This is a genomic window from Bacteroides reticulotermitis JCM 10512, assembly GCF_000517545.1.
In the GTDB taxonomy this organism is placed as follows: Bacteria; Bacteroidota; Bacteroidia; order Bacteroidales; family Bacteroidaceae; genus Bacteroides; species Bacteroides reticulotermitis.
Genome location: NZ_BAIV01000021.1, coordinates 13273 through 35029 on the forward strand (window position 1 = coordinate 13273; position 21757 = coordinate 35029).

The 21757-nt window shown below is 48.9% G+C and carries 24 protein-coding genes and 5 pseudogenes; 13 read left to right on the top strand and 16 right to left on the bottom strand.

The genetic code is table 11. The annotated features are described in order from the left end of the window. Window positions 1–27: 27 nt before the first annotated feature. The 9 genes and pseudogenes from JCM10512_RS12960 to JCM10512_RS12995 all read left to right on the top strand — a co-directional run bounded on the left by JCM10512_RS12960 (window position 28) and on the right by JCM10512_RS12995 (window position 4328). Window positions 28–321, top strand: coding sequence for a DUF4120 family protein (locus JCM10512_RS12960; RefSeq protein WP_044163663.1), 294 nt, complete (start codon window positions 28–30; stop codon window positions 319–321). Between the two features lie 13 nt (window positions 322–334). Then, window positions 335–838 carry a hypothetical protein gene (locus JCM10512_RS12965; protein WP_044163664.1) on the top strand — a complete coding sequence of 168 codons (504 nt, stop codon included), beginning with the start codon at window positions 335–337 and terminating at the stop codon, window positions 836–838. Further along, window positions 798–1016: a hypothetical protein gene (locus JCM10512_RS12970; protein WP_044163671.1), complete on the top strand. Its 219-nt coding sequence runs from the start codon at window positions 798–800 to the stop codon at window positions 1014–1016. Before JCM10512_RS12965 ends, JCM10512_RS12970 begins: the two co-directional genes overlap by 41 nt. Before the next feature lie 50 nt (window positions 1017–1066). Next, on the top strand, window positions 1067–1345 hold the full coding sequence (locus JCM10512_RS12975) for a hypothetical protein (protein WP_044163673.1): 279 nt from the start codon (window positions 1067–1069) through the stop codon (window positions 1343–1345). Beyond that, window positions 1332–1484, top strand: a complete 153-nt coding sequence (locus tag JCM10512_RS24620) for a DUF4121 family protein (RefSeq protein ID WP_262482607.1) — start codon at window positions 1332–1334, stop codon at window positions 1482–1484. Before JCM10512_RS12975 ends, JCM10512_RS24620 begins: the two co-directional genes overlap by 14 nt. Before the next feature lie 8 nt (window positions 1485–1492). Then, window positions 1493–2133, top strand: a pseudogene (locus JCM10512_RS12980) (DUF4121 family protein). A gap of 3 nt (window positions 2134–2136) precedes the next feature. Further along, window positions 2137–2887, top strand: a pseudogene (locus tag JCM10512_RS12985) (N-6 DNA methylase). Between the two features lie 42 nt (window positions 2888–2929). Next, complete coding sequence (locus JCM10512_RS12990) at window positions 2930–3136, top strand: hypothetical protein (protein ID WP_044163675.1); 207 nt, start codon at window positions 2930–2932, stop codon at window positions 3134–3136. 31 nt (window positions 3137–3167) lie between these two features. Continuing rightward, window positions 3168–4328 carry a hypothetical protein gene (locus tag JCM10512_RS12995; RefSeq protein ID WP_044163677.1) on the top strand — a complete coding sequence of 387 codons (1161 nt, stop codon included), beginning with the start codon at window positions 3168–3170 and terminating at the stop codon, window positions 4326–4328. Window positions 4329–4460: 132 nt separating this feature from the next. Here JCM10512_RS12995 and JCM10512_RS13000 read toward each other — a convergent pair whose 3' ends face one another. The 16 genes and pseudogenes from JCM10512_RS13000 to JCM10512_RS13075 all read right to left on the bottom strand — a co-directional run bounded on the left by JCM10512_RS13000 (window position 4461) and on the right by JCM10512_RS13075 (window position 16612). After that, window positions 4461–4961 carry a glycoside hydrolase family protein gene (locus tag JCM10512_RS13000; RefSeq protein ID WP_081741302.1) on the bottom strand — a complete coding sequence of 167 codons (501 nt, stop codon included), beginning with the start codon at window positions 4959–4961 and terminating at the stop codon, window positions 4461–4463. Window positions 4962–4963: 2 nt separating this feature from the next. Next, window positions 4964–5440 carry a DUF3872 domain-containing protein gene (locus JCM10512_RS13005; RefSeq protein ID WP_044163680.1) on the bottom strand — a complete coding sequence of 159 codons (477 nt, stop codon included), beginning with the start codon at window positions 5438–5440 and terminating at the stop codon, window positions 4964–4966. Between the two features lie 20 nt (window positions 5441–5460). Next, window positions 5461–6038, bottom strand: a pseudogene (locus JCM10512_RS13010) (conjugal transfer protein TraO). After that, window positions 6035–6919, bottom strand: coding sequence for a conjugative transposon protein TraN (gene traN / locus JCM10512_RS13015; RefSeq protein WP_081741303.1), 885 nt, complete (start codon window positions 6917–6919; stop codon window positions 6035–6037). Before traN ends, JCM10512_RS13010 begins: the two are co-directional and overlap by 4 nt. 98 nt (window positions 6920–7017) lie before the next feature. Continuing rightward, window positions 7018–8304, bottom strand: a complete 1287-nt coding sequence (gene traM / locus JCM10512_RS13020; RefSeq protein ID WP_044163682.1) for a conjugative transposon protein TraM — start codon at window positions 8302–8304, stop codon at window positions 7018–7020. Next, window positions 8261–8572: a TraL conjugative transposon family protein gene (locus JCM10512_RS13025; protein ID WP_044163685.1), complete on the bottom strand. Its 312-nt coding sequence runs from the start codon at window positions 8570–8572 to the stop codon at window positions 8261–8263. The genes traM and JCM10512_RS13025 overlap by 44 nt, the downstream gene beginning before the upstream one ends. Further along, the gene (traK, locus tag JCM10512_RS13030; RefSeq protein WP_044163773.1) at window positions 8569–9192 is read right to left on the bottom strand and encodes a conjugative transposon protein TraK; all 624 of its coding nucleotides are present in this window, start codon (window positions 9190–9192) and stop codon (window positions 8569–8571) included. The genes JCM10512_RS13025 and traK overlap by 4 nt, the downstream gene beginning before the upstream one ends. 52 nt (window positions 9193–9244) lie before the next feature. Then, window positions 9245–10258, bottom strand: a complete 1014-nt coding sequence (gene traJ, locus JCM10512_RS13035; RefSeq protein ID WP_044163688.1) for a conjugative transposon protein TraJ — start codon at window positions 10256–10258, stop codon at window positions 9245–9247. Window positions 10259–10261: 3 nt separating this feature from the next. Then, window positions 10262–10890: pseudogene (locus tag JCM10512_RS13040) on the bottom strand (DUF4141 domain-containing protein). Beyond that, the gene (locus tag JCM10512_RS13045) at window positions 10881–11258 is read right to left on the bottom strand and encodes a DUF3876 domain-containing protein (protein WP_044163776.1); all 378 of its coding nucleotides are present in this window, start codon (window positions 11256–11258) and stop codon (window positions 10881–10883) included. The pseudogene JCM10512_RS13040 and the gene JCM10512_RS13045 overlap by 10 nt, the downstream one beginning before the upstream one ends. An 8-nt stretch (window positions 11259–11266) precedes the next feature. Beyond that, the gene (locus tag JCM10512_RS13050) at window positions 11267–13792 is read right to left on the bottom strand and encodes a TraG family conjugative transposon ATPase (protein ID WP_044163691.1); all 2526 of its coding nucleotides are present in this window, start codon (window positions 13790–13792) and stop codon (window positions 11267–11269) included. Then, window positions 13789–14109 carry a DUF4133 domain-containing protein gene (locus tag JCM10512_RS13055; protein WP_044163693.1) on the bottom strand — a complete coding sequence of 107 codons (321 nt, stop codon included), beginning with the start codon at window positions 14107–14109 and terminating at the stop codon, window positions 13789–13791. The genes JCM10512_RS13050 and JCM10512_RS13055 overlap by 4 nt, the downstream gene beginning before the upstream one ends. Before the next feature lie 5 nt (window positions 14110–14114). Then, window positions 14115–14435, bottom strand: coding sequence for a DUF4134 domain-containing protein (locus JCM10512_RS13060; RefSeq protein ID WP_317168573.1), 321 nt, complete (start codon window positions 14433–14435; stop codon window positions 14115–14117). A 292-nt stretch (window positions 14436–14727) separates the two neighbouring features. After that, window positions 14728–15402 (bottom strand): DUF4122 family protein, encoded by a 675-nt coding sequence (locus tag JCM10512_RS13065; protein ID WP_044163697.1) that lies wholly within the window; start codon window positions 15400–15402, stop codon window positions 14728–14730. Further along, window positions 15390–15842 carry a DUF3408 domain-containing protein gene (locus JCM10512_RS13070; RefSeq protein ID WP_044163700.1) on the bottom strand — a complete coding sequence of 151 codons (453 nt, stop codon included), beginning with the start codon at window positions 15840–15842 and terminating at the stop codon, window positions 15390–15392. Before JCM10512_RS13070 ends, JCM10512_RS13065 begins: the two co-directional genes overlap by 13 nt. An 11-nt stretch (window positions 15843–15853) precedes the next feature. Then, window positions 15854–16612 (bottom strand): ParA family protein, encoded by a 759-nt coding sequence (locus JCM10512_RS13075; RefSeq protein ID WP_044163701.1) that lies wholly within the window; start codon window positions 16610–16612, stop codon window positions 15854–15856. A gap of 698 nt (window positions 16613–17310) precedes the next feature. Here JCM10512_RS13075 and mobA point away from each other — a divergent pair. From mobA to JCM10512_RS13095, 4 genes and pseudogenes are all read left to right on the top strand, one after another. Then, window positions 17311–17733 carry a conjugal transfer protein MobA gene (gene mobA / locus JCM10512_RS13080; protein ID WP_044163777.1) on the top strand — a complete coding sequence of 141 codons (423 nt, stop codon included), beginning with the start codon at window positions 17311–17313 and terminating at the stop codon, window positions 17731–17733. Continuing rightward, the gene (gene mobB, locus JCM10512_RS13085) at window positions 17718–18977 is read left to right on the top strand and encodes a conjugal transfer protein MobB (protein ID WP_044163703.1); all 1260 of its coding nucleotides are present in this window, start codon (window positions 17718–17720) and stop codon (window positions 18975–18977) included. The genes mobA and mobB overlap by 16 nt, the downstream gene beginning before the upstream one ends. A gap of 33 nt (window positions 18978–19010) precedes the next feature. Next, a pseudogene (mobC, locus tag JCM10512_RS13090) lies at window positions 19011–21049 on the top strand (conjugal transfer protein MobC). 277 nt (window positions 21050–21326) lie between these two features. After that, window positions 21327–21755, top strand: coding sequence for a hypothetical protein (locus JCM10512_RS13095; RefSeq protein WP_044163705.1), 429 nt, complete (start codon window positions 21327–21329; stop codon window positions 21753–21755). Window positions 21756–21757 lie beyond the last annotated feature (2 nt).

Sequence of the window (21757 nt, forward strand, 5' to 3'; positions counted from 1 at the left end):
ATTACTCATCAATTTAAAAATATCAGTATGAAAATCATGTGCGATCAAAAGTATTACGATAAAGTAATGCAGTATGCAACATCCATTCACGACATGTCCCTTCAGAATTGCCTGAACCGTCTCAAAGAGTGGGAAAAGAATCCCAACTACCCGTGTGAAATAGAACTTTACCATGACAGGGCTCCCTATTGTTTCGGATTCGTTCAAAGGTATCCCGACGATAAACAAGGCATCGCCGGCGGCCTGCTTTATCACGGTTCACCCGACGAATCGTTTGCCGTACAGCTTACTCCTTTCAAAGGATGGCAAATACATACTTAAAAAACGGGAACAAATGGAAGACTGGATGAAATATGCCAGGGATATGGCAAAAGCGGAAAAGGAGCTGGATATTGAAATGTGGGTCATCATATCCTTTTACCGCAGGACGGTGGAGAAGGAAAATATCCTGATTTTCCGCTATGATTTGCCGAAAAGGCTGGCAGACAAATACTGCTGGGTGATTGGTTGGAGAAAAGCCCGGCTTATCTGCCGATACCCCAGAGGGAACGTTTATCATACCTATTCCCTATACGACAAACATAGCGGAGAAGACTACTCGTTCGGTTCTGACCTGTCCAGACTGGCTGCTGCCAAAGCGCAGGTCACTAAAATGCAACGTTCCATACAAGACTATGTCAAGGTACAGAAGCAGGGCAACCTCTTTTTTGATGAAGACAAGGACGAAATGTTGCTAAAGGCCCGGAACAAACTAAAAATAAAGGAAAAGAATGTACAACAGGCAGAGAACAGATTACATGAGAAAGTTGAAAGCCACAGATGCGGATTTCGGGAATAAGCCGGAATCCGCATTCTCATTTCTTGCTGCAAAGATAGCCGTTTGCCCGATGATTGCGCAAGGCGGTCCTTCGGACTGGTTGGCGGAGAAAAATCATCCTCGCAAGCTGCGGTATTTTTTCTCGCCAAGCCTTGCCGCCAATCCCGGACAAACAGACAGCACATCCAACAAGAAATAAAAACGCCTATCCTACAAGGCGGATTGTCTAACTAAAAAACAATAACAGGTATGGAAACATTGGATTACAGAAATATGCTGCTTATCTCCCTGTGGCAGTACAACCATCACGAGCGTGAAGGATTAACCCCGCAACTCTTCCGGGAGACATTCGGAGAAATAGGCGGGAACCATTATTACGACAAATGGATACATTATTTCAATCATAACCTCTGGGACATGATTGCCTATTTAGGAAACGAAACTGAAAACGGACAGAAATTCTGTGACATGCTTGTTAGACAAGTCCGGTTGTACCGGCAAAACCGAAAGCCTTATGGAATTCAGTAACTTTTATACCGTCAAAACATTGCAACTGTTCAATGATACCACCGGATACGCCCATAAAACGGATGGCAGCGATACGGACAAGGTAAACCGGCTTATCGCGCTCATCCGGAAGGAAAGGGACATCCATGAAGCCCGATAGCCGGTGATATGATCGAATATACCTCCCGTAGCGGTGAGTATTACGGAAAAGCGCATCTACAGCGCATATATGACGACCATATGGAAATCTGCCTGAATCCCCATGTGCCGTTCTGCTACGAAATGGATAAATCCCCTTGTTACGACACCAGTGGAGGATCGTGGTTATGTCCCGAAAAAGTAGTGTTGGAGCCTGCCGGAACCGGAAGCAGAGAATTCAAGACATGGGGACATGCCGGAAGATGCGCCCATGGAGCCGTCCACTTCTGTACATCCGTCAGGAAGTGGAGATATACCGAACCCGCCCCGTTTTACGGAAAATATACGGGTAAAGACTGGGCAAGATATTTTATCAGCAAAAGGCCGGAACCGGAGAGACCGGGAGAATTCACCTACAAATGCGACGAGTTCACCCTCTATTCGGAGACGGAATTTAACCGACTGGTAAAATCCTGCACGGAGAAGTCTTTGACGGTTTCTACCGGGACTCACTCGTCCTTTGGGGATACCGTATGGACTGGCAATTCCTCACGGAAGAAGAATGGAAAAGGACAAAAGCCGATGTACATCTGTCCTTTCTGGGTATTTCTCCCGTAAAAATCAAAACCTACGACGATACGCACACAATAATCATCTACAAAAAGAGATAAACGATGCCAACATTCGATACACCTTACGCAATCCGTCCGCTGGAGAAACTGATAATGGATTTCTCGTATGCGAACGGATATGACCCGCTCAATGTCTTCAGGGATTTCCTGGCCTATATCATCCATGGCTTTTCTCCGGACGCACCTTCGCTGCACAACTGGAAATACAAACGCCAGCAAAATGTCATATTCATGAATATGGTTATTGAATGGACACAGCTCATGCAGCGTGAAATACAGGATGATACGGACTGGTACGATCCGTTCGGGGATTTGTATATGGCTCTCGCTTCCCGTGGCACGCAACAGTCGCAGGGGCAGTTCTTCACTCCGGTACACATCTGCGACCTGATGGTGATGTGTTCCGATACGGGAGAGAAAAAAACGGGCAGAGAATAGGCGACCCGACGTGCGGAAGCGGAAGGCTGCTGCTGGCCTACCATGTGCGGCACTTGGGAAACTACCTGGTAGCGGAAGACATCAACCAGACCTGCTGCCTGATGACCGTATGCAACATGCTCATACACGGATGTGTGGGGGAAGTAATCTGGCATGACAGCCTTGATCCCAGGAACTTCATGGAGGATGGAAGGTCAATCCGGTTCTTACTGCAACAGGTATCCCCACGGTCAGAAAAATGGGGATGGAAGAATATCAGGCAAGCCGGAACCTGCCTATATCCCCTTACCTGATACACAAGCCGTCACACGGCAGTAACGGCAGCCGTAAGCCACATAGTCCTTTGCCGTTATAAACAACTTTCAATATACAATCATAACTTTTAAAACACATATGTATGGAAAATCCGATTATCAAAAGAATCTGCAACTCATGCAGTTGCGATGAATGCGAAGCACAGGAATATCTGGACGATGAAATCAGAAACTTACGGGAATTAAAGGAGTTGAATGATCTCAGGTACAGCGACCTGGAACTGGCATGTACCAATCTTGGATTGGAAAATGATTATGTTCAATATTTCATCAACAGACTGTCAGTATAACATTTAATATCAACTTAAAAAAACAAAAATCATGGAAGTAACAGTAATGCCAAACGCTGCACCGGTACAATCAATGCAGCAGGGACTGAATCAGGTGGTCATCAACCGGGTGCAGCGAATGATTGAAGACAGGCAACAGGGCGTCATGGAGACCATCGCCCGTCTGCTCGAAGAAGGAAAAATAGCGCAGGATTTCATCGCGCCCATCGGAGTGAACCTGCGCAGCAAAGACCGCCAGCCGGTCATCTCGTTCCAGGCACAGGAGCGGGTGCAGATGAACATGCCGGAAGGTAACTTCAGCCTGCACGGAAATGCCATCAGCCAAATTTCCGAAAAAATGAACATTCCGGCAAAGTATCTCCGTGAACTCTCCGCCGGAGATGCATGGCAGAAACAGCTGTGCGCCACCATCCTCAACGAACATTCCGGCTGGACGGGGCGCACACGCGTACTTGTCCGTGCCGTAGGCATGGAAGTCAGGGGCGTATTGTCCGATTCATACCGCCGGCTCAACTCCGTGGATATACTGACCGCATTCATCCGGGAAGCAGGAAACCGCGGGGCGGTCGTATCGGACGCCTACATGAACGACACGAAAGTATGGTGCGAAACAATACTGCCTACTCCGGTCGAGATACCGACGCGCAAAAACGGCACGGTCATCATCTTCGCCGGAGCACGGTTCTCTACTTCCGACTATGGAAACGGTTCGGTGGACATGCGCTCCTTCCTGCTTAACGGAGCGTGCCTGAACGGAATGGTACGCGAATCCGTCATGCGGCAGGTACACCTGGGGGGACGCCTGCCGGATTCGCTTTCTCTCTCTCAACGAACCTATGAACTGGATACGAAGACGACCGTATCAGCAGTAACGGACCTGACACGGGGACTGTACAGCCGTGACACCATCATGCAGAAAGCCATCGAAATTCAGGGCGCATCGGAGATAGACGTGGACTTCGACAAGGAACTTAAAACCTTGGTACAGCACGGTTCATTACTGAAAAATGAAGGGCGCGAAGTGGAAAAACTATTGATGAACAACAATCCGGATGATGGGGTGACCGGTGGAGCGACGCTATGGAAACTGGCGCAAGGGATTACGGCTTTTGCACGGGTGCAGGAACCGGAACGTAGCCGCGAGCTGCACGAAATATCCGGGCAACTGATGAACCGGGTGAAAGCCAACTGACCTGTGAGATACTATATTTTATAATTGCAATAGCTTGAATGATCTTATATCGCTCACGGAATGTGGCAACGAAGGGAAAAGGAGAACCGTAAACGGAGTTTTAAATAATCCGTTTACGGTTCCTTTGATAGTTCAGGGAATATGCAGAAGCACAAATTCATGTTTTCTCCTTCTTTCAATGCTATGAACCACCTTCCCTTTATATTTCCGGTAGGATATGTATTCCCTGTAAATGTTCCTGTCCCCCTTTTCCAACTTCCGGATCAGATTGCTTTTCGGAACCTTTCCATATCCAAGCAACTTGGATTCACCCACATTATACGATAAGACTGCCAATAATAAGGCATCTTTCCCAAACCTGCGAAATGTAATCCACCTTTTCCGCAAGTCTGCCCTCAGAAGTGAATCTCCCTGTGCTTTCGTCAGGTTGGAATCCAGTTTTTCCCCAGGCAGTAATTTATGACCGTACCCTATGTACGGATGGTTTCGAGCGGTATGCCATCCTTCAAAATGTTTGACACAGGCAACAGCGCGTTCAAATAAGATACTTCGGGAAACCGGAGGTGCAGCTTTTAATGGAACCGGGCAGGAAATTAGCAGAGACAATAAACCTATCAAATAGAGAAGAGCCATTATTATTTCCCGGCTATTGAACTTTCTACCGGAATAGCCTCTTCTTCACTGGCCGTATCTTTCGCATTGAAATCAAAACTTAGTTTTTGTATTTCGCCCCAATTGTTTTCAAAATACAAATCAATGGTTTGTGCTTCACCGGCACTTTTCGAGGTATAATACAACCGGAACTTCATTTCACTGAGCAGGTACCGGTCATTCGGCTTCAATACCGTACCGTCCGACAGGCAAACTATCCCGGTCCCGTCCGGCTGGAAGTAACGAAGGGTGTAGACCGTCCCGGTAAAGTGACCCTCTTCTTTAATATCCAGGCGGATTTCCACCGTTTCATTACCGGCAATCTTGTCGGCAACCGGCAGGGCTTCTACCGTGAAAGCGTATTCCTGTTGAACATCCAGGTCACTGCTGCAAGAAGCAAAACAAAAAAAGGAGACTGCCATGCAGCAAAAAATCATCGTAAAATCAAGTATCTTTTTCATTGTGTTCTGAGTTTGGAGGGTTAAAGGACTAGTTTGATTCCCAGACCATACTGGGTGTGGAAGTGTCTGGCGGCACTGCCCCAAAGGACACGTTCCCGAAGCCGGAACAACAGCACCACTTTGTCCGAGAGATAAGTTTCGGTTTCCAGCGTGACGGCACCCCCATAAATAAAAGATTCCTGTTTCCGCAAGGCGGCTCCGTCATCCAACAATTTCCTTCCACCGTTCACCGATTCATAGCCTGCCAGGCGGAACCGCCGATATTCAGGAAGAACATCTTTTTCGGGTCGGAAAAGAAATTGTAATAATAACCGGCTTCTCCCGTATATTGTGCCAGAGGAATCCGCGTGCTCCGGTAGGGATAATAACGTTGCAGGATTTCCCCTCCGAATATCCATTGGTTACCGCCTTTTATGCAGGCAGATACGGAAAGCCCGAAAGCAAACCCGGCATCATTCCGGTTGAAATGATTGTAAAAGCCGTCTGTCATATCAGCCGTGAGCTGCACACCTTTCATCCCCGGCAGGCACCGCTGGGCATCTGCCCGCCCCATGGCAAGGGCAAGCAGTGCAAAGGTCATACATAAATACTTTCTCATCGTACTTTCAGTTCGTTAATGGTTTCAGCGAGCATCAGGTCATCGTTATCCACTTCAAAGCTTTGGTGGCGTCCGCCTTGTTTCTCACACATCTCCACGACCAGTTTCTTGTCGTCGGGAATGGTAAACTTGGGCAGTGCAAATACCGTACATCCGGAACTCTGGCCATTGATACGGGTGACATAGTTGAAGGCACGGAGCGGATAAATCACCTGCTCCTGCATGGCGGTACGCTTCACGACTTTCTTGTCAATGATTTTGTAGGTTACAAAATCCACGTCGAAAGGTACATTCGTCCGGTTCTTTACCTGCGTATGAAAATACAGCAGGTCATTGTGGGCATACAATCCTTTGAGAAGGAACTGTACACCGAAACGCTTGCTGCCGATATGCCTGATCTTTCGTTTGTCCTGCTTATAGACGGACTTCATAATCAGGCGTACCAGACGCGGGGATTCATTGTCCAAATCCTGCAAGTAGATTTCCATTGCATTGTTGGGCTGGTTTACCGTTTCCCCGTCATGGATAAAGTCGCACATCTCCACGTTCAGCAGCAGCGGTTCGTCCGCATATTTGACATTGAACGTGTAAAAATTACCGTCTTCGGTAATGACACTCATGTTCGTTTCCTGCCTGAAATGCTTTTTGGCAGCCTTCACACGGATGACATTCTCCGCACCGTCCGCTTTGCCTGCTATCAGGTTGGTGGAACCCAGGTCCACATACCTGACGGGAGCCGGGAAAATGACATGCACCGTCTTGTCATAAGTGATTTCGAGACCATGCGGAGCTATCATCTGGCTGAAACCGATCTTGCGGCTCAGGCCTTCATAATAATCTCCGCTGCTCTGCTGCGCACGGGCAGCTACCATGCCCGTCATCAGGCAAAAATCATCAGAATCTTCTTCATGTCCGATAAATGATTGATTGGTTGGTTCATAACTGTTTTTTCTTAATTGGTTTTCATTCTTTTTTTATCTCATTCCTCCGGTGAGTGGAGTAACAATTTGTGACCGGCTTTCAAGGTGATTTTTACGGTACGCATCTTCTTGGAAACATACTGCGAAACTCCCTGTATCACTCCTTTACCCAGGTCCGAAGCGATTTGCGCCCCGGCATCGGTGGAGATGTTGATGCTGCTCCCCATCGAGGTTCCCATATTCGCGGCTATCTCACGCACCGCATCATATTCCATCGAGTTCGGCACCAGAATGCCCTGCTGCCCGTCGGCGTCATACACTTCCAGTTCCACCGGAAGGACCGAGCCTTTAAACTCCACCGCGTTAATCACAATATCCAGCCGTTCACCTTCAATGCGTGTGCCGCCCGTCAGTACCGTTCCTTCAGGGATAAAATGGCCGTCCACTACCATCGGCTCCAACAGGCGGAGGCGCAATGCCTGCCCGTCCGATACGGTCTGCGTACCATGCACACAGGCCGGGATAGTGTTCCTTTCGGAGGTGAGCACTTTCCCGACAGGAGTCTGGAAATTCCGGTTCCTTTCACCGGCCAGTCCGGAGATGAATTCGTCATCGCTTACGGGCTGTGAGAGCGAAGAAACCACATGTTGCTGCACATTCTTTACCGGCTTGACTGCGGTACGTGCTTTCTTGTCTTTCACGGGAAGAACGGCCGGTGCCTGTTTGCTGTTATACCTGGAGGCAAGTTCGTAGGACTTTTCCATCAACGCCATCTTTTCTTCCATTGAATTGCCTTCCGGCTGCCGGTCGGTATCCTGCTTTTCCAGCTCTTCAATCCTTTTCCGCAGTTCTTCCCTTTCCGGGTCATTGGCCGGAATATAGAAATTATCCAGCGTACTGTTCATATTGCGGTAAGCGTCAGCGGAAGAGCGGACGGTACCGGCCGTAGGATAAGAATCGCGGTCCGTAACCGGATTGGCGACAGGTTCTGGGACTTGTACATCATCGTTCTGCTGCGGGTCGGAAGAAAACCATGCGCCCGCCTTGTCAAAGAGATCCTTACGCTGTTTCTGCTTTTCCGCCAGTTCGTCCTGTTCATAGGCATTTACTTTATTGCCTTCCATCTGCCGCTTTTCGGGAGAAGGCATCTCCGTATTGAATCCCTTGGCTTTATCCTCTGCCGCTTTCTCTTTTCCCGACGGGGAATAAATCAGCCAGAGTGAACCGGCAAAGAGCAGCCCCATAGCCGGATAGATGAAATACCTGGCACGCTTGCGCCTTTCTTCGGGTGACAACGGTTTGTCAGGATTCAATCCGAGCCGTGTCTTGATTTTCTGAATGTCCATCATCGTAATAGTCTTTAAAGTGATTGTTTTCGTGATTCACGGGAATACCGGGCTTTTCCGGTTCCAATGGCCGGATATGTTCTATTTCCAGACCGTCGCCGGAATGCCCGAAATCCGATAGGGAGGAAAAGACCGCATACAGGCAACCCAGCGCAAACAAGACGGATGCCGTGGCGACAAGAATGATCCGCTGCTTTTCCGGCAGTTTCCGGCAGAACATGCGTATACGCACATCCGTCCGTCTTACTAAATCGCGTTTTCTTTTCATCGTTCGGTACTTCTTATGTCTTTGTTCTCCAGAATGGTGAAATGCTCGATGATGAATCCGTTCGGATTGTCGTCCGAGCGTACCGTGTTCTGAAGGTCACAACCGGTCACAAGGCTGCGTTCCGTCACGTTGCTCTCGCGGATAATCAGCTGCCGGGCATACGTTTTCATACGGTACGGGTACCCCGTGAAATCACAGACTACGCTGTCCACTTGCAGCACCTGGTTGATATTACCCGAGATCAGGCGGTTATAATAGCCTTTCTCCGAGAAGTCCACATAGTAATTGTAGGCGCTTTTATCCGCCAGTTGCAGGGCACGTCCGATGTTGTGCTCGATGGCGTCCTTTTGCGGGGAGAGGCTGAAGAAGAGCTCGTGAAAACGCCTTACATGCTCCCTGGCCTCTGCCGGACGGTTCTGGGACAAATCCTGAGACAGGGCGAGCATCAGCGATTTACCTCCGTCCAGCACATAGATTTTCTGCCGTTGGGCTTCTGCAAAGCGATAGGAGTTCCACAGCGCATAGCCGGTGATGAGCGTACAGCAGCAGACAAAGGCGATAAGCATCAGCCGGATACGTCTGAAGCTGCCTTCAATGGTAGTTAATGATTTGAATTCCATGTTTTGTTTCATTTCAACTGGTTATTTCGTCCTTTTTCAGGACATGCACATGTTATTTTCCACGTATCCTTCCGGCTATATTACCCAATGCGGAGCCTGCCGCACCGGCTGCAAATCCCCCGCCTTTCGTTGCCGAACGGTTCAGGTTACGGGTATAGTTCCCGCCACCGCCCGCCTGTACGATCCATCCGGCCACCGTCGGTACGGTGAAGTACCCGATGATGCCTATGAGCATGAACACAATGTAAACACTGTTTGAATTGTCCAGCGAATAACCGGGATTGTTCTGCAATTCCAGGATGTCGTTCTGGAGCATCAGTACCTGCAGTTTGGCAAGCATGCAACTGAACAGGTCGCTGACCGGAAGCCACAGGTAAACGGAGATATACCTCGTGAACCACTGGCTGAGCGTGGACTGGAAACCGTCCCACACACTGATGGCAAAGGCAATCGGTCCGAGTATGGAAAGGACAATCAGGAAGAAGGTCCTCACCGTATCTATCAGCAGCGAAGCGGCCGCAAAAAGCAGTTCCAGCAGGCTGCGGAAGGCATCACGGATATTCTTCTCCAGATTATACATGCCCACTTCCACATACATCCCCAACCGGGTATCAATATCGGTTAATGACCAGCCGAGTTCGTCCAGTTGCCGGTCAAACTCCTCGTCGCTTACCAGATAGGCGGTTTCGGGATTACGCATCATGGCTTCCTTTTCCAGCTTGTCCTTCTGCTCGCGGTATTGTTTCATATCCAGCGTCTGTCCTTCCAGCATCTTATGCGTACCTTGTACGATGGGACTGAGGACGCTGTTCAGCGTGCCGAGCACCAAGGTCGGGAACAGCAGGATGCAAATGCCCAACGCAAAGGGGCGCAACAGCGGATAGACGTCTACCGGTTCGGCACGGGCCAGCGACTGCCAGACACGGACGGCGACATAGAACAGGGCACCCAGTCCGGCAAGACCTTTCGCCACGCCCAGCATGTCCTCACAAAGAGGCATCATCTTTTCGTACAAATCCGCCAGGATGGTATGGAGATTCGTAAAATCTATCGACATCAACAGCATAGGCTACCAGTATTTGGCGTTTTCATCACCGTACAGCTCATCACGCGATCCGTATCGTTCTTCTTCTTGGCACGCAGGTAGCTCACGGCAATGTTCTTGTTTGTATAATACCCCACCAGGTTCCGGTAGCGGCGCATCGTACGGTAGCACCCGTCCACCACATCCATACGGTCTTTGTCGGTCATACTCAGGGTGCTCACGTTGACGACCTGCTTCAGGTCCTGCAACACCCCGTTGCTTTCTTCCAAAAGCTTGGTATAGCCGAAGGCGATGGCGTCCAGTTCTTTGGCGGAGAAGTTCTCGTCACCCGTCATTTTACGGAAGTTGGTGACATAAATGTCCGACACATCTCCCACCATCAGGATGATTTCACGTACCTTACGGGCGTCCTTTACCAGGTTGTTCACGGATTTCAGCGCATCGTAATACTTCTTGTACTGCTCATAGATCTTGACCGTTTCGGCAAAACTTTTGGCCGTGCTCACCGCCGTTTTGGAAGTATGCGCGATGTTGTCCGACATGTTGATGATGCCTTGTGCCAGGTTGCCGGGGTCGGTAACCACCCACTGTGCCTTCGCCTGCATGCAGGTGAGGGTGAGGGCACTGTAAATAAGGATTGTCTTTATTCCCATGTTTTTTGTTTTTTGCGTTTGGTTTCCGCACGGACATAATCACCATTCGGAGAAAAGGTAAGCACGTCCGTCGCTTCGTTATACGATAGATCAATGCGGTAACCCGTATTGATAAAAAGGTTGCCGTTTTCCCGTACCAGCAGGTAGGTGGCAGGCTTCAACCTGCGGGAGATACCGCTACGCCCGGATACCGTCACCTTATAGGCTCCACCTTCCTTATAGATGAGCACGTCGGGCTTGCCTTCCACGCTTGTCCAGGAGCCGCAAAGATTGTTGCAGTTCGTAGCCTTACCTGTGCAGCCTTGCAGCACCAATGACGCCATGCCTATCAGGCAGGCAGCCAATTTTAGTAATTGCCTGTTTCTCATATTTTTTTTCATTCAGGGGTTGATGTTTGGTTTTGCTCTTCCCGTTTCTTTTCCGCCAGCCTGCGGATGGCGAGCTCCAGATTGCCGTCCAGTTCTTCCGCAAGTTTCCGGACTTCAAGTTTCTCCGATTCTTCCGTGGTGAACACCAGGTACTCTTCTTCGCTCACTTCTGTAGCATATACCGCCGAATGGGTACCGCCGAGTCCGATCCAGACTTCCCGGTAGAAGCGCCCGGAATGATTCGCCTGGTTGATGGAGAGGATTTGTCCTTTTTCCTTTTCCGTCAGCCCCAACAGTTTCTGGATATGCTCAAACTTGTTCATGTACTTGCGTTGGTCGAGCAGTATCTTGCAGTCACTGTTGTTGATGATGGCTTCCTTGACAACGGGCGAACTGATGATGTCATCCACTTCCTGCGTAACGACCACCGCTTCACCGAAATACTTCCGGACCGTCTTAAAAAGATACTTGATGTATTCACTCATATTGGCGGACATCAGGGCTTTCCAACACTCTTCGATCAGTATCATCTTGCGGATACCTTTGAGCTTCCGCATCTTGCTAATAAACGTTTCCATGATAATCAGTGTCACCACCGGAAGCAGCACTTTATTACCGCTGATGTTATCCAGTTCAAAGACGATGAACCGCTTGTTCGTCAAATCCAGCTCCTTGTCGGAATTCAGCAGGAAGTCATAGTCACCGCCCCGGTAGAAGGGCTCCAACACGTTCAGGAATCCGTCAATGTCGAAATCTTTCTCACGGACTTTCTTTTCTTCCATCATCCGGCGGTAGTCGTCACGGACAAACTCATAAAAGCCGTTGAAGTCGGGGGCAAGGCCTTTGTCTTCCGTAATCTTCCGGAGGTAGGCATTGACCGCACCGGACAGGGCCACTTCTTCCGAACGTTTCGGGGATTCGTCTTCCCGTTTCCAGAGTGTCAGGATAAGCGTCTTTATACTTTCACGTTTTTCCACGTCAAACTGCCCGCTGTCAGTATAGAAAGGGTTGAAGGCAATGGGATCGTCCTCCTCATACGTAATATAAATGCCGTCTTCCCCATTTGACCGGTCATGGATCATGCGGCACAGTCCCTGGTAGCTGTTACCCGTATCCACCAGCAGAACATGCGCACCCTGCTCGTAGTATTGCCTCACCAGATGGTTGGTGAAAAAGCTTTTCCCGCTGCCGCTTGGTCCCAGGATGAATTTGTTACGGTTGGTGATAATACCCCGTTTCATGGGAAGGTCGCTGATATCCAGATGAATGGGAATACCGCTCTGCCGGTCAGCCATGCGGATACCGAAAGGACTGGGTGAACTGCGGTAGTTCGTTTCCGCCGTGAACAGGCAGACAGCCTGTTCCAGGAAGGTATAGAACGATTCTTCCGCCGGGAAGTCGCCCGCATTGCCGGGGATGCCGGCCCAATAAAGGACCGGGGTGTCAATCGTGTTGTGGCGCGGGGTACATTCCATCATGGCGAGCTGGCTGCCCGTGTCGTTCTTTACCCTGCGGAATTCCTCTTCGTCTTCCGCCCATGCCATCACGTTGCAGTGGCAGCGGACGGGCAATACACCTTTGGTGTGCGCCTCATCGAGATACATTTCCGCCCATTCCTGATTGATGGCATTGCTGCGGCTGTATTTTGACAGTGAGAGCATATTACGGGAGGTTTTCTCCATATGTTGTAGTATCTCCTGCGCGTCGTCTATGAAAATGTACTGCGAATAGATGTGGTTACAGGAGAGCAATAATCCAACAGGGGCAGCGAACGACAGGCGGCAGTCGCTCCGGTCGGTGGACATCCGCTCATAGCGCATGTCCGTGTTCACCTTTCCGGGCAGGTCTTCCGCATCCGAAAGGGTATGCAGGCAAAGCCGCTTGTCACCGATACGCATCACGCCGGGCTCCAGGCAGATATCTTCCAGCACGGCGGCCGTCTCTTCCTGTGACAGGGAGAAGTATTTCTCCACCAGTCCGGGGCGGTCTTTGGTTCCGGTAATCTCGTCCGTCCCCAGGCGACGCAGTTTCACATAGCCCGAATCATTGACGATCCGTTCGAATTGTTCCACCGCTTCCAGGAATTTAGCGGCGGTGTCTTTGTCGCTAATCTCTTTAGGCAGCAGGAAGCCGCGGCAGAGTGTATTGAAGTCGCTTTTCCGGCGGCTGCGTTCTTTCGTGGTCTTCGTCAGGTACAGGTAGCATTTGTGGTTCAGGTACGGGCGTTCATTGAAATGGCGCTCGTAGCTCTTCGAGAGGAAACTCTGTTCGTCCGTTTTTAAATCCGGACAGTAGTTTTCCTTCGTGAACCAGTCCTGCTTGCAGACGACGGAATAATTCGGAAGCACTTTGATGGCTTTTATCCACGAAGAATGGATGGCCTCGTATTCAGCGGACGTGACGGTATAGAGTTCGGGCAGTTCCGCCTCGAAGGCTACGGTCAGGTCGGCATCCTTGCTCACGATGCATCCCTTTTCCACACACAGCAGGGGAAACTTCTGTTCCAGTGTTTCAGCTTTCAGTACGTTTCTCATAGGTTTCTTTTTAGGGTCAGTAACCGGAAGATTCTCACGCGACGGATCAGATAGCGCGGATGGCGTTTCTCCGCCAGCAACTTCATCAGCCCGTGTTCACCGTACCTGGCATTCAGACGGAAGGTCAGCCAAACGAGCAGACTGCCGGATACGGCTCCAAAAGGAATGCATATCCACTGGTCTACGCCTGCCACGAACAGGATGACAAACAGCAGGAACACCGCCGCCAGACCTCCCGCAAAGATGAAAAGGTATCGGGATTTGAGTCCCTTGAACTCCGTCGGCTTGCCCGCCCCTTTGTTAATCTGATACTCCATAGCCGTTAGAGAAAGAAGGAACGCAGAATGGTAGCCGCCACAATCAGGAAGATACAGGCAAAGAACCAGCTGGCCGCTGTCTTGCTCGTATCGGGGTCACCGCTTGAAAATTTGCTGTAGGTCTTGATACCTCCCACTAACCCCAATACCGCGCCAATGGCATAACACAGTTTGGTGGCCGGATCAAAGTAGGATGTCATCATGCTGGTGGCTTCATTAATGCCCGCAAGGCCCTGGCCTTGTGCAAAAGCGGTTGCCACGGCAAATACGCCCAAAGTTGAAAAAAGGATTCTTTTTCTCATTGTCGAATCGTTTAGGTGAGACATAAAATTGAATTCGACTGCAAATATATAGGCATTAATCAGCTGTGCAGCAAGTGTTTCATCAGGTGTCGCCAGATGTCATTAGATGTCCGGTGCGGACTGTTTCAGACAAAGGGAACTGATAGACAATAAAATAGTTCAATACGATTATAAGCAGATTCTGCAACGTATCGTTGCAGTTTTACCTCGGGAGGAAGCCTACTGCTATTAAGCAAATGCAAAGAACCGGCAAAAATAAAGACACATTTTGCCTTTTTCATTCTGGAATGTGTCTTTATCAAAGGAAGCGGGTAAATTACAGGTACTGTTTCCATTCATCCGACGGGAATGTGCCTGCCATCGTTTTTCTCACCGGCAGTGCATTCCCTTCCCCGTCCAGGTATTTACCCATCAGGTTCTCGATGACGTTCTTATTCTCAACCTGGGAAGAAAAGATCTCAAACAGGTCCGTTTCCCGGATGGCGTACAGGGTAAGGGCCGCACGGCGTGATTTCTCTTCATCCTGGTCCGCATGGTCCAATTTGAACAATACGTTGCCGGCATTGTCAAGGTCGGCAGGTGTCACGGCTCCCGATACTGGATCAACTTCAGGGGATGTCACGTCCAGATCTTCCTGTTCTTCCTTCAATATTTTCATCTCTTCCAACGGTAACTGACATTCCACATCCTCCTCCGGGATATCTTCGTCTTCACCGATATAGCCTGTATCCAAAGGCTGGCTCATATAAGGAGCCGCGGTTTTTCCGGCATTTTCGTCCAGATAGACAAAGCGGGTGCCGCCCATCACGCCGGATTCATCCGCCGCTTCCGGCAAAATGGTCTCCGATTCCTTCTTATCCGTCCGGACAGGAGGAGTCTTCACATACAACAAGTCACATATCTCACGCACCTTCTTTTTAGTTCCCCATACCTTATATAATATATAGAAAACACAGGCAAGGCGTACCGACAGATATACTATTTCTTCCATTGCACGGGTTTTTTAGTCGCTTTCCGGTTATACATTTCGTTAATCACATCCTGGTACCTCTCCAGATGATCCGACAATACATTGTTCACGAAAGTGGGCACGGACATATCCGGTGCGATGACCGGCAGCACTTCGGCGATGACCCGGTACAGGGAATCATGGATATAGGTCTGGCGCCTTGTCCCGGTAAGCTGTATCTTAAGGAACAGTTCCGCATATTCCTCATATCCTGAAACACGGAGTGCTTTTTTACCGGTAACCATTTTCTTATCTGTAGTTATCTCCTTCTCCCCTGTCTCCGGCGGTCCGGATTGTAGTTTCCCGTCTCCTTCCACCGGAGATTCTTCCTTTATCTTTTCCAAAGCCGAAGTATCCCCGGCTACCATCCGCTTGAGGGTATCCTCATCCACATTATAGACTGACCTGTTCCTGTTTGCCATATCCGTACGGGTTAAAGTCCGGTAATCTTTTCTATTTCACCGGCAAGTAAATCCAGGTTACTCCCTTTCAGTAAGGCGGCAGACGGGGAAAACAACGTACTGCGGAAAATCTGCCCGTTCTGCCCGGCATCCTTGTTGTAGCGTTCCGCACGCGGAAGGGTAGTATCCAACACTGGAAGGTTCAGGGAACGGAGAATGGTCATATAAGCATTATACAACTCTTTGGATACACGCTTGTCCATCTTGTTCCAGAACATATAGATGCCCTGTAAAGGAACTTCCTTATGGCAGTTGAGGTATTCACGGATGGCAAGGACAAAGGTCATGCTGCTTTGCATGACCATCCGTTCCTGTGTGACGGGGGTGAAAACATAGTCCATATTAATGATGGACTGGAAAACTCCCGTTGTATTGACGGTTCCCGGCAGGTCAACAAGGACCATGTCATATCCGATATCGGAACGGTCGATAAAATCGTAAGCCGCCTTTTTTGCCTGCTGCGGCGTGGATGACAGGATATTGTATGCTTTTCTTCCGGTATCCCCGAACTGTTCCACCAGCAAACCTTGCAAGCGTGCATTCTTTTCCACGTTTTTCACGTCCCATTCACGCATAATCCTGATGCTGTGTTGGGGATAGTCGCAATCTACTACAAGCACGTTCTTCCCGATGCAATAATGGAAATAACTGGCAAGCAACACGGTAAGGGTTGATTTGCCCACTCCGCCCTTCTGGTTACTCAGGGCGACAAATAAAGGTTCCTTCTTCATAACTTCATGAATTTAGGGGTTAATAACTTATTTTCTTCTCTCGTTTGTATGTTTACATCCGGTGACGCCATGCAGCGGTCCATATTCCACCATCTTGTATCAATACAAGACCGGTAATTTGGTATCCGGACATTACAGGTTACACGACTTTATTACATTCTTTGCCGCAAGGCTTCATGGCAATGCGTGTATGAATGCATTGATGCATATCCAGCCTTATTATGTTACATCTTTCAGAACCACAACGTACTCATACAATGCAACACGCTTGGCAACCGTGCAATGCCTCTGTCGGTGTATCATTTCAATACCTGCCGCCTTGCATCATGCCAAAAGTATAACGTGTTTCTGATACTGTCACCCAATCCAGGGCCACCTGACACCAGATGTCACCGGATGTCATTACGTGTCATATATACGTCTGTTTACCAGCCGTTCAGGCTGCGCTAACTTTGCAAAACCAGAATAAGGTAATGGAGGAAACCATGCTTCATCGGACCACAGCACGCCGTGAACGTCGCGCAGCAATCCGATGAAGGAGGATTCTCCATTCAAACGAATGGAGCAAGTTGTGTTTTCGTCCGACAGGAAGGCTCCTGTCCGACAAAAACCACCTTGCCCTCCCGATGGTCGGGGGATTTCCTCCAAAGTCGGAAATTCTGGCTGAGAAAGAGTATGAACCCAATACCTCAAAGTGTATGAAGGAGGAATCGAGAACAAGAACGGGCAGAAAGCCCAAGAACGATCCGGCGGACTACAAGTATAGTTTCCGTCTGAATGCCGAAGAGAACACACGTTTTGAAAGACTGGTTGCCGATGCGGATGCCAAAGACCGGACACTTTTTATCAAGAAGTCGATCTTTGGCGGGCAACTCAAGGTGGTGAAAATCGACAAGGCAACGATGGATTACTACATCCGCCTGACGGAATTCCACAAACAGTTTCAAGCAATCGGCAACAATTACAACCAGGTGGTACGTGCCATCAAGACCAATTTCGGGGAGAAACGTGCGATGTCGTTGCTCTATAAACTGGAAAAAATGACTGTCGAACTGATGCTGCTGACGAAAAAAATAAGAACGTTAACTGAAGAATACGAGAAAAAATGGTTGCAAAAATAAGCCATGGCAACAGTCTCTACGGGGCGCTTTTCTACAATCATGAGAAGGTAGGAAAAGGCATTGCTGAAATATTGTCCGGCAACCGGATGATTTCCGATCGCCTGGGACTGCCGGGAAAGGACATACGGCTTGCGCTGCTGTCCTTTGAAAACTACCTGCTGGCAAACAGGAATACGGAGAGCCCCGTCCTGCACATCGCACTCAGTCCGGCACCGGAGGACAAGCTTTCTGATGAACAGTTGGCGGATTTAGCAGGGAAATACATGCAAAAGATGGGCTATGGCGACCAGCCTTACATCGCCTATAAGCACAAGGATACACACAATACGCATGTCCATATCGTAAGTATCTGCGTGGATGAGGAAGGAAAGAAGATCAGCGACTCTTATGAACACCGCCGTTCCATGACCGCCTGCCGGGAACTGGAGATTGACTTCGGACTGCGCAACGGTGCGGACATGGAGGGACGGAATCTGAAAGCGGAACTGAAAAAGGTGGACGCTTCGGAAGGTGATATACGACACAGGATAGGGAATACCCTGAAAGCCGTGCTCGAAGGCTACCGTTTCCATACGTTCGGCGAATACAGCGCCCTGCTCTCCACGTTCAACATCGAAGCCCGACAGGTCAGGGGGGAATACAAGGGCACGCCTTATACCGGTATTGTCTACTCGGCGACCGATGACAATGGGAAAGTGGTCAGCCCGCCTTTCAAAAGTGCACGCTTCGGCAAACGTTTCGGGAACGAACGGCTGGAAAAGAGGATGCTCTCACACGCCAAAGACTTCAAGGAAGGCAAATGGACTCCGGGCATCAAGGGAACCGTTGTTTACGCCATGCAGCACGCACGTTCGCGTGAAGAGCTGACAGACCGCTTACGAAAGAACCACATTGACATCGTTTTCCGCCGGAATGAGCAGGGACGTATCTATGGTGTCACTTTCATAGACCATGACAACCGGGAAGTATTCAACGGCTCACGCATGGGTAAGGAATTCTCCGCCAATGTGTTCAACGAACTCTTCAGAGGATGGGACAGAATATCCGGAAATGACAAAGACGCGCATGCAGCGACGGAACTTTGGCAGCAGCATGTCCACAATGTGGAACACGGAAGCGCATTGGAGCAGGCGGCAGGCGTTTTCTCTATGGAAACCAACCCGGCGGATTACGAGGAAGAGAACTTCGCACGCCGTATGAAGAAAAAGAAGAAAACCGTAAAACGCAAATCACGCGGTATTTAAAATCAATTATGAACCCATTTATACACAACTTTTATGCAACAGGAAGACGATTTAAGGCTCTCGCCAAGATTATGGAGTTCGGACGGGCGGTGAGTATTTTTCTTTTGGTGGTACATGTTTATGTATTCTGTTATCCAAGCATTGTCGAATGGCACATCCGGATGGAAGTCATAGACAAAATTCTCAGGAGTTTCAACAATACGACCGGGATTTTCAGCCGTATCCTCTGGAGTAAACTGGCGGCGGTATTATTGCTGGCTATTTCGTGCCTGGGAACAAAAGGAGTCAAGGGAGAAAAGATTACCCGGCCCGGGATTTATGCCGCACTGTTCAGTGGCTTCATCCTTTTCTTCCTGAACTGGTGGATACTGGACCTGTCATTGCCATATGCCGTTATGACCGCCTTATATGTCTTTACGCTGGCATCGGGCTACCTTTGCCTGCTGATGGCGGGACTGTGGATGAGCCGCCTGTATAAACATAACCTCATGACCGACGTGTTCAACACAGAAAACGAATCTTTCCTGCAGGAAACACGTTTGATGGAGAACGAGTATTCGGTTAATCTGCCGACCAGGTTCCAGTATCAGGGGAAACAGAACGACGGGTGGATTAATGTAGTGAATCCTTTCCGTGCAACGATTGTACTGGGTACCCCCGGTTCGGGGAAATCATATGCAGTAGTGAATAACTACATCCGCCAGATGATATCCAAAGGATATAGTTGTTATATCTACGATTACAAGTTCGACGATCTGTCCATAATCGCCTATAACACGCTACTGCACAATATGGATAAATACAAAGTTAAGCCGAAATTCTATGTCATTAATTTCGATGACCCGAGAAGATCACACCGCTGTAACCCCATCAATCCGGAATTCATGACAGATATCTCGGATGCGTATGAGGCAAGCTATACGATCATGTTAAATCTCAACAAAACATGGATCGAGAAGCAGGGGGATTTCTTTGTGGAATCACCAATTATCCTGCTGGCGGCTATCATCTGGTACCTCAAAATCTACAAGAACGGAATCTATTGTACTTTTCCCCATGCGGTGGAACTGCTCAACAAGCCTTACTCGGATTTATTCACCATCCTGACCTCTTACCCGGAGTTGGAGAATTACCTTTCCCCCTTCATGGATGCCTGGAAATCCGGAGCCCAGGACCAGTTGCAAGGACAGATAGCAAGCGCCAAAATCCCGCTTACCCGTATGATTTCACCACAACTTTATTGGGTAATGACGGGTAACGATTTTTCATTAGACATAAATAATCCAAACGAACCGAAGCTGTTATGTGTCGGCAATAATCCGGATCGGCAGAATATCTATTCGGCGGCACTCGGATTGTATAATTCACGTATCGTAAAGCTGATCAACAAGAAGGGAATGCTCAAAAGTACGGTCATCATTGACGAATTGCCAACCATCTATTTCCGCGGGCTGGATAACCTGATCGCCACTGCCCGGAGCAACAAAGTGGCGGTCTGCCTGGGGTTTCAGGATTTCAGCCAGCTAAACCGCGACTACGGTGAAAAAGAATCGAAAGTGGTGCAAAACACGGTAGGCAATATTTTTAGCGGCCAGGTAGTGGGAGAAACAGCCAAAACGCTTTCGGAACGTTTCGGAAAGGTACTCCAGCAACGGCAGTCCGTCTCCATCAACCGGCAGGATGTATCCACTTCCATCAACACGCAGCTCGATTCACTCATTCCGGCTTCCAAGATTTCCAACCTCTCGCAGGGAACATTCGTAGGAGCCGTATCGGATAACTTCGGTGAAAAGATAGACCAGAAAATTTTCCATGCGGAAATTATTGTAGACCATGCAAAGGTGGATGCCGAAACAAAAGCCTATAGGAAGATTCCCATTATCAATGAATTCAAGGACCAGAACGGAAATGATGTCATGATGCAGCAGATCGGGCGGAACTACGACCAGATTAAGGCGGATGCACAAGCGATTATCAATATGGAGATGGATCGCATTAAAAGCGACCCCGAACTGTGCAAACGGCTTGGATTGGAGGATAAGACAGGGAAGGAGGGCAAGAAAAAGAAATAATCAGGAATGCCCGATTGGCTATTCGTCAATTATAGCTATATTTGAACATTAAAATAGAATATAGCGGTGGATTAGAGAATTTTATCTGCCTGTTATACATAAGTCGCAAGACGTCTCGAACGGAAATCTGGTAAATTTCAAATGACAGGGACTATTGCGTGAGGCTTGTGCTGTATCTTATAGCGTGAGTCCATGCATGTTTCTGTTATTGGGCTTACCAGAGCCCCCGTTCGGAACAGCGTGGATTTCACGCTTCTTCATTCTAAAGGACAGAGGTATGGCAAAAGTAAAAGTAGTAATGGCAGTAACGCTGGACGGTTTTCTCCCGAAAGAAAACGAACATTTGATGCAATGGCTAAAAAACGACAACAGAGGATTTCCCCGTTGGCGTGACGGGTGCACATATCCCTTATTCCCCCATTACCCGTTATTGGACTTGATTTGTCAGAAGAACCGTGAAAGCGATTCCTTTATTTATCTTGCGGAGATTCTCGATGAAGAAACCGCGGAACTCCTGCGCGGGCTTTCCTTATACAAGCTTGTAGATGAAATGATCGTATACCAGGTACCCGTATCATATGGAACAGGCTTCAACTTGAAAAACCATTTTCAACCGGATAACTGGATGTTATGCAAAATCAAGTCTTTCCGTAACAATATCTGTTGTATGAGATATAAAAGAGTACCGGATGGAAAAACTCTATGAAA

Bases quoted from the DNA above. Each gene is read 5' to 3' on its own strand.
- JCM10512_RS12960 (WP_044163663.1), top strand. From the start codon at position 28: ATGAAAATCATGTGCGATCAAAAGTATTACGATAAAGTAATGCAGTAT.
- JCM10512_RS12965 (WP_044163664.1), top strand. From the start codon at position 335: ATGGAAGACTGGATGAAATATGCCAGGGATATGGCAAAAGCGGAAAAG.
- JCM10512_RS12970 (WP_044163671.1), top strand. From the start codon at position 798: ATGAGAAAGTTGAAAGCCACAGATGCGGATTTCGGGAATAAGCCGGAA.
- JCM10512_RS12975 (WP_044163673.1), top strand. From the start codon at position 1,067: ATGGAAACATTGGATTACAGAAATATGCTGCTTATCTCCCTGTGGCAG.
- JCM10512_RS24620 (WP_262482607.1), top strand. From the start codon at position 1,332: ATGGAATTCAGTAACTTTTATACCGTCAAAACATTGCAACTGTTCAAT.
- JCM10512_RS12990 (WP_044163675.1), top strand. From the start codon at position 2,930: ATGGAAAATCCGATTATCAAAAGAATCTGCAACTCATGCAGTTGCGAT.
- JCM10512_RS12995 (WP_044163677.1), top strand. From the start codon at position 3,168: ATGGAAGTAACAGTAATGCCAAACGCTGCACCGGTACAATCAATGCAG.
- JCM10512_RS13000 (WP_081741302.1), bottom strand. From the start codon at position 4,961: ATGGCTCTTCTCTATTTGATAGGTTTATTGTCTCTGCTAATTTCCTGC.
- JCM10512_RS13005 (WP_044163680.1), bottom strand. From the start codon at position 5,440: ATGAAAAAGATACTTGATTTTACGATGATTTTTTGCTGCATGGCAGTC.
- traN (WP_081741303.1), bottom strand. From the start codon at position 6,919: ATGACGGGCATGGTAGCTGCCCGTGCGCAGCAGAGCAGCGGAGATTAT.
- traM (WP_044163682.1), bottom strand. From the start codon at position 8,304: ATGGACATTCAGAAAATCAAGACACGGCTCGGATTGAATCCTGACAAA.
- JCM10512_RS13025 (WP_044163685.1), bottom strand. From the start codon at position 8,572: ATGAAAAGAAAACGCGATTTAGTAAGACGGACGGATGTGCGTATACGC.
- traK (WP_044163773.1), bottom strand. From the start codon at position 9,192: ATGGAATTCAAATCATTAACTACCATTGAAGGCAGCTTCAGACGTATC.
- traJ (WP_044163688.1), bottom strand. From the start codon at position 10,258: ATGCTGTTGATGTCGATAGATTTTACGAATCTCCATACCATCCTGGCG.
- JCM10512_RS13045 (WP_044163776.1), bottom strand. From the start codon at position 11,258: ATGAGAAACAGGCAATTACTAAAATTGGCTGCCTGCCTGATAGGCATG.
- JCM10512_RS13050 (WP_044163691.1), bottom strand. From the start codon at position 13,792: ATGAGAAACGTACTGAAAGCTGAAACACTGGAACAGAAGTTTCCCCTG.
- JCM10512_RS13055 (WP_044163693.1), bottom strand. From the start codon at position 14,109: ATGGAGTATCAGATTAACAAAGGGGCGGGCAAGCCGACGGAGTTCAAG.
- JCM10512_RS13060 (WP_317168573.1), bottom strand. From the start codon at position 14,435: ATGTCTCACCTAAACGATTCGACAATGAGAAAAAGAATCCTTTTTTCA.
- JCM10512_RS13065 (WP_044163697.1), bottom strand. From the start codon at position 15,402: ATGGAAGAAATAGTATATCTGTCGGTACGCCTTGCCTGTGTTTTCTAT.
- JCM10512_RS13070 (WP_044163700.1), bottom strand. From the start codon at position 15,842: ATGGCAAACAGGAACAGGTCAGTCTATAATGTGGATGAGGATACCCTC.
- JCM10512_RS13075 (WP_044163701.1), bottom strand. From the start codon at position 16,612: ATGAAGAAGGAACCTTTATTTGTCGCCCTGAGTAACCAGAAGGGCGGA.
- mobA (WP_044163777.1), top strand. From the start codon at position 17,311: ATGAAGGAGGAATCGAGAACAAGAACGGGCAGAAAGCCCAAGAACGAT.
- mobB (WP_044163703.1), top strand. From the start codon at position 17,718: ATGGTTGCAAAAATAAGCCATGGCAACAGTCTCTACGGGGCGCTTTTC.
- JCM10512_RS13095 (WP_044163705.1), top strand. From the start codon at position 21,327: ATGGCAAAAGTAAAAGTAGTAATGGCAGTAACGCTGGACGGTTTTCTC.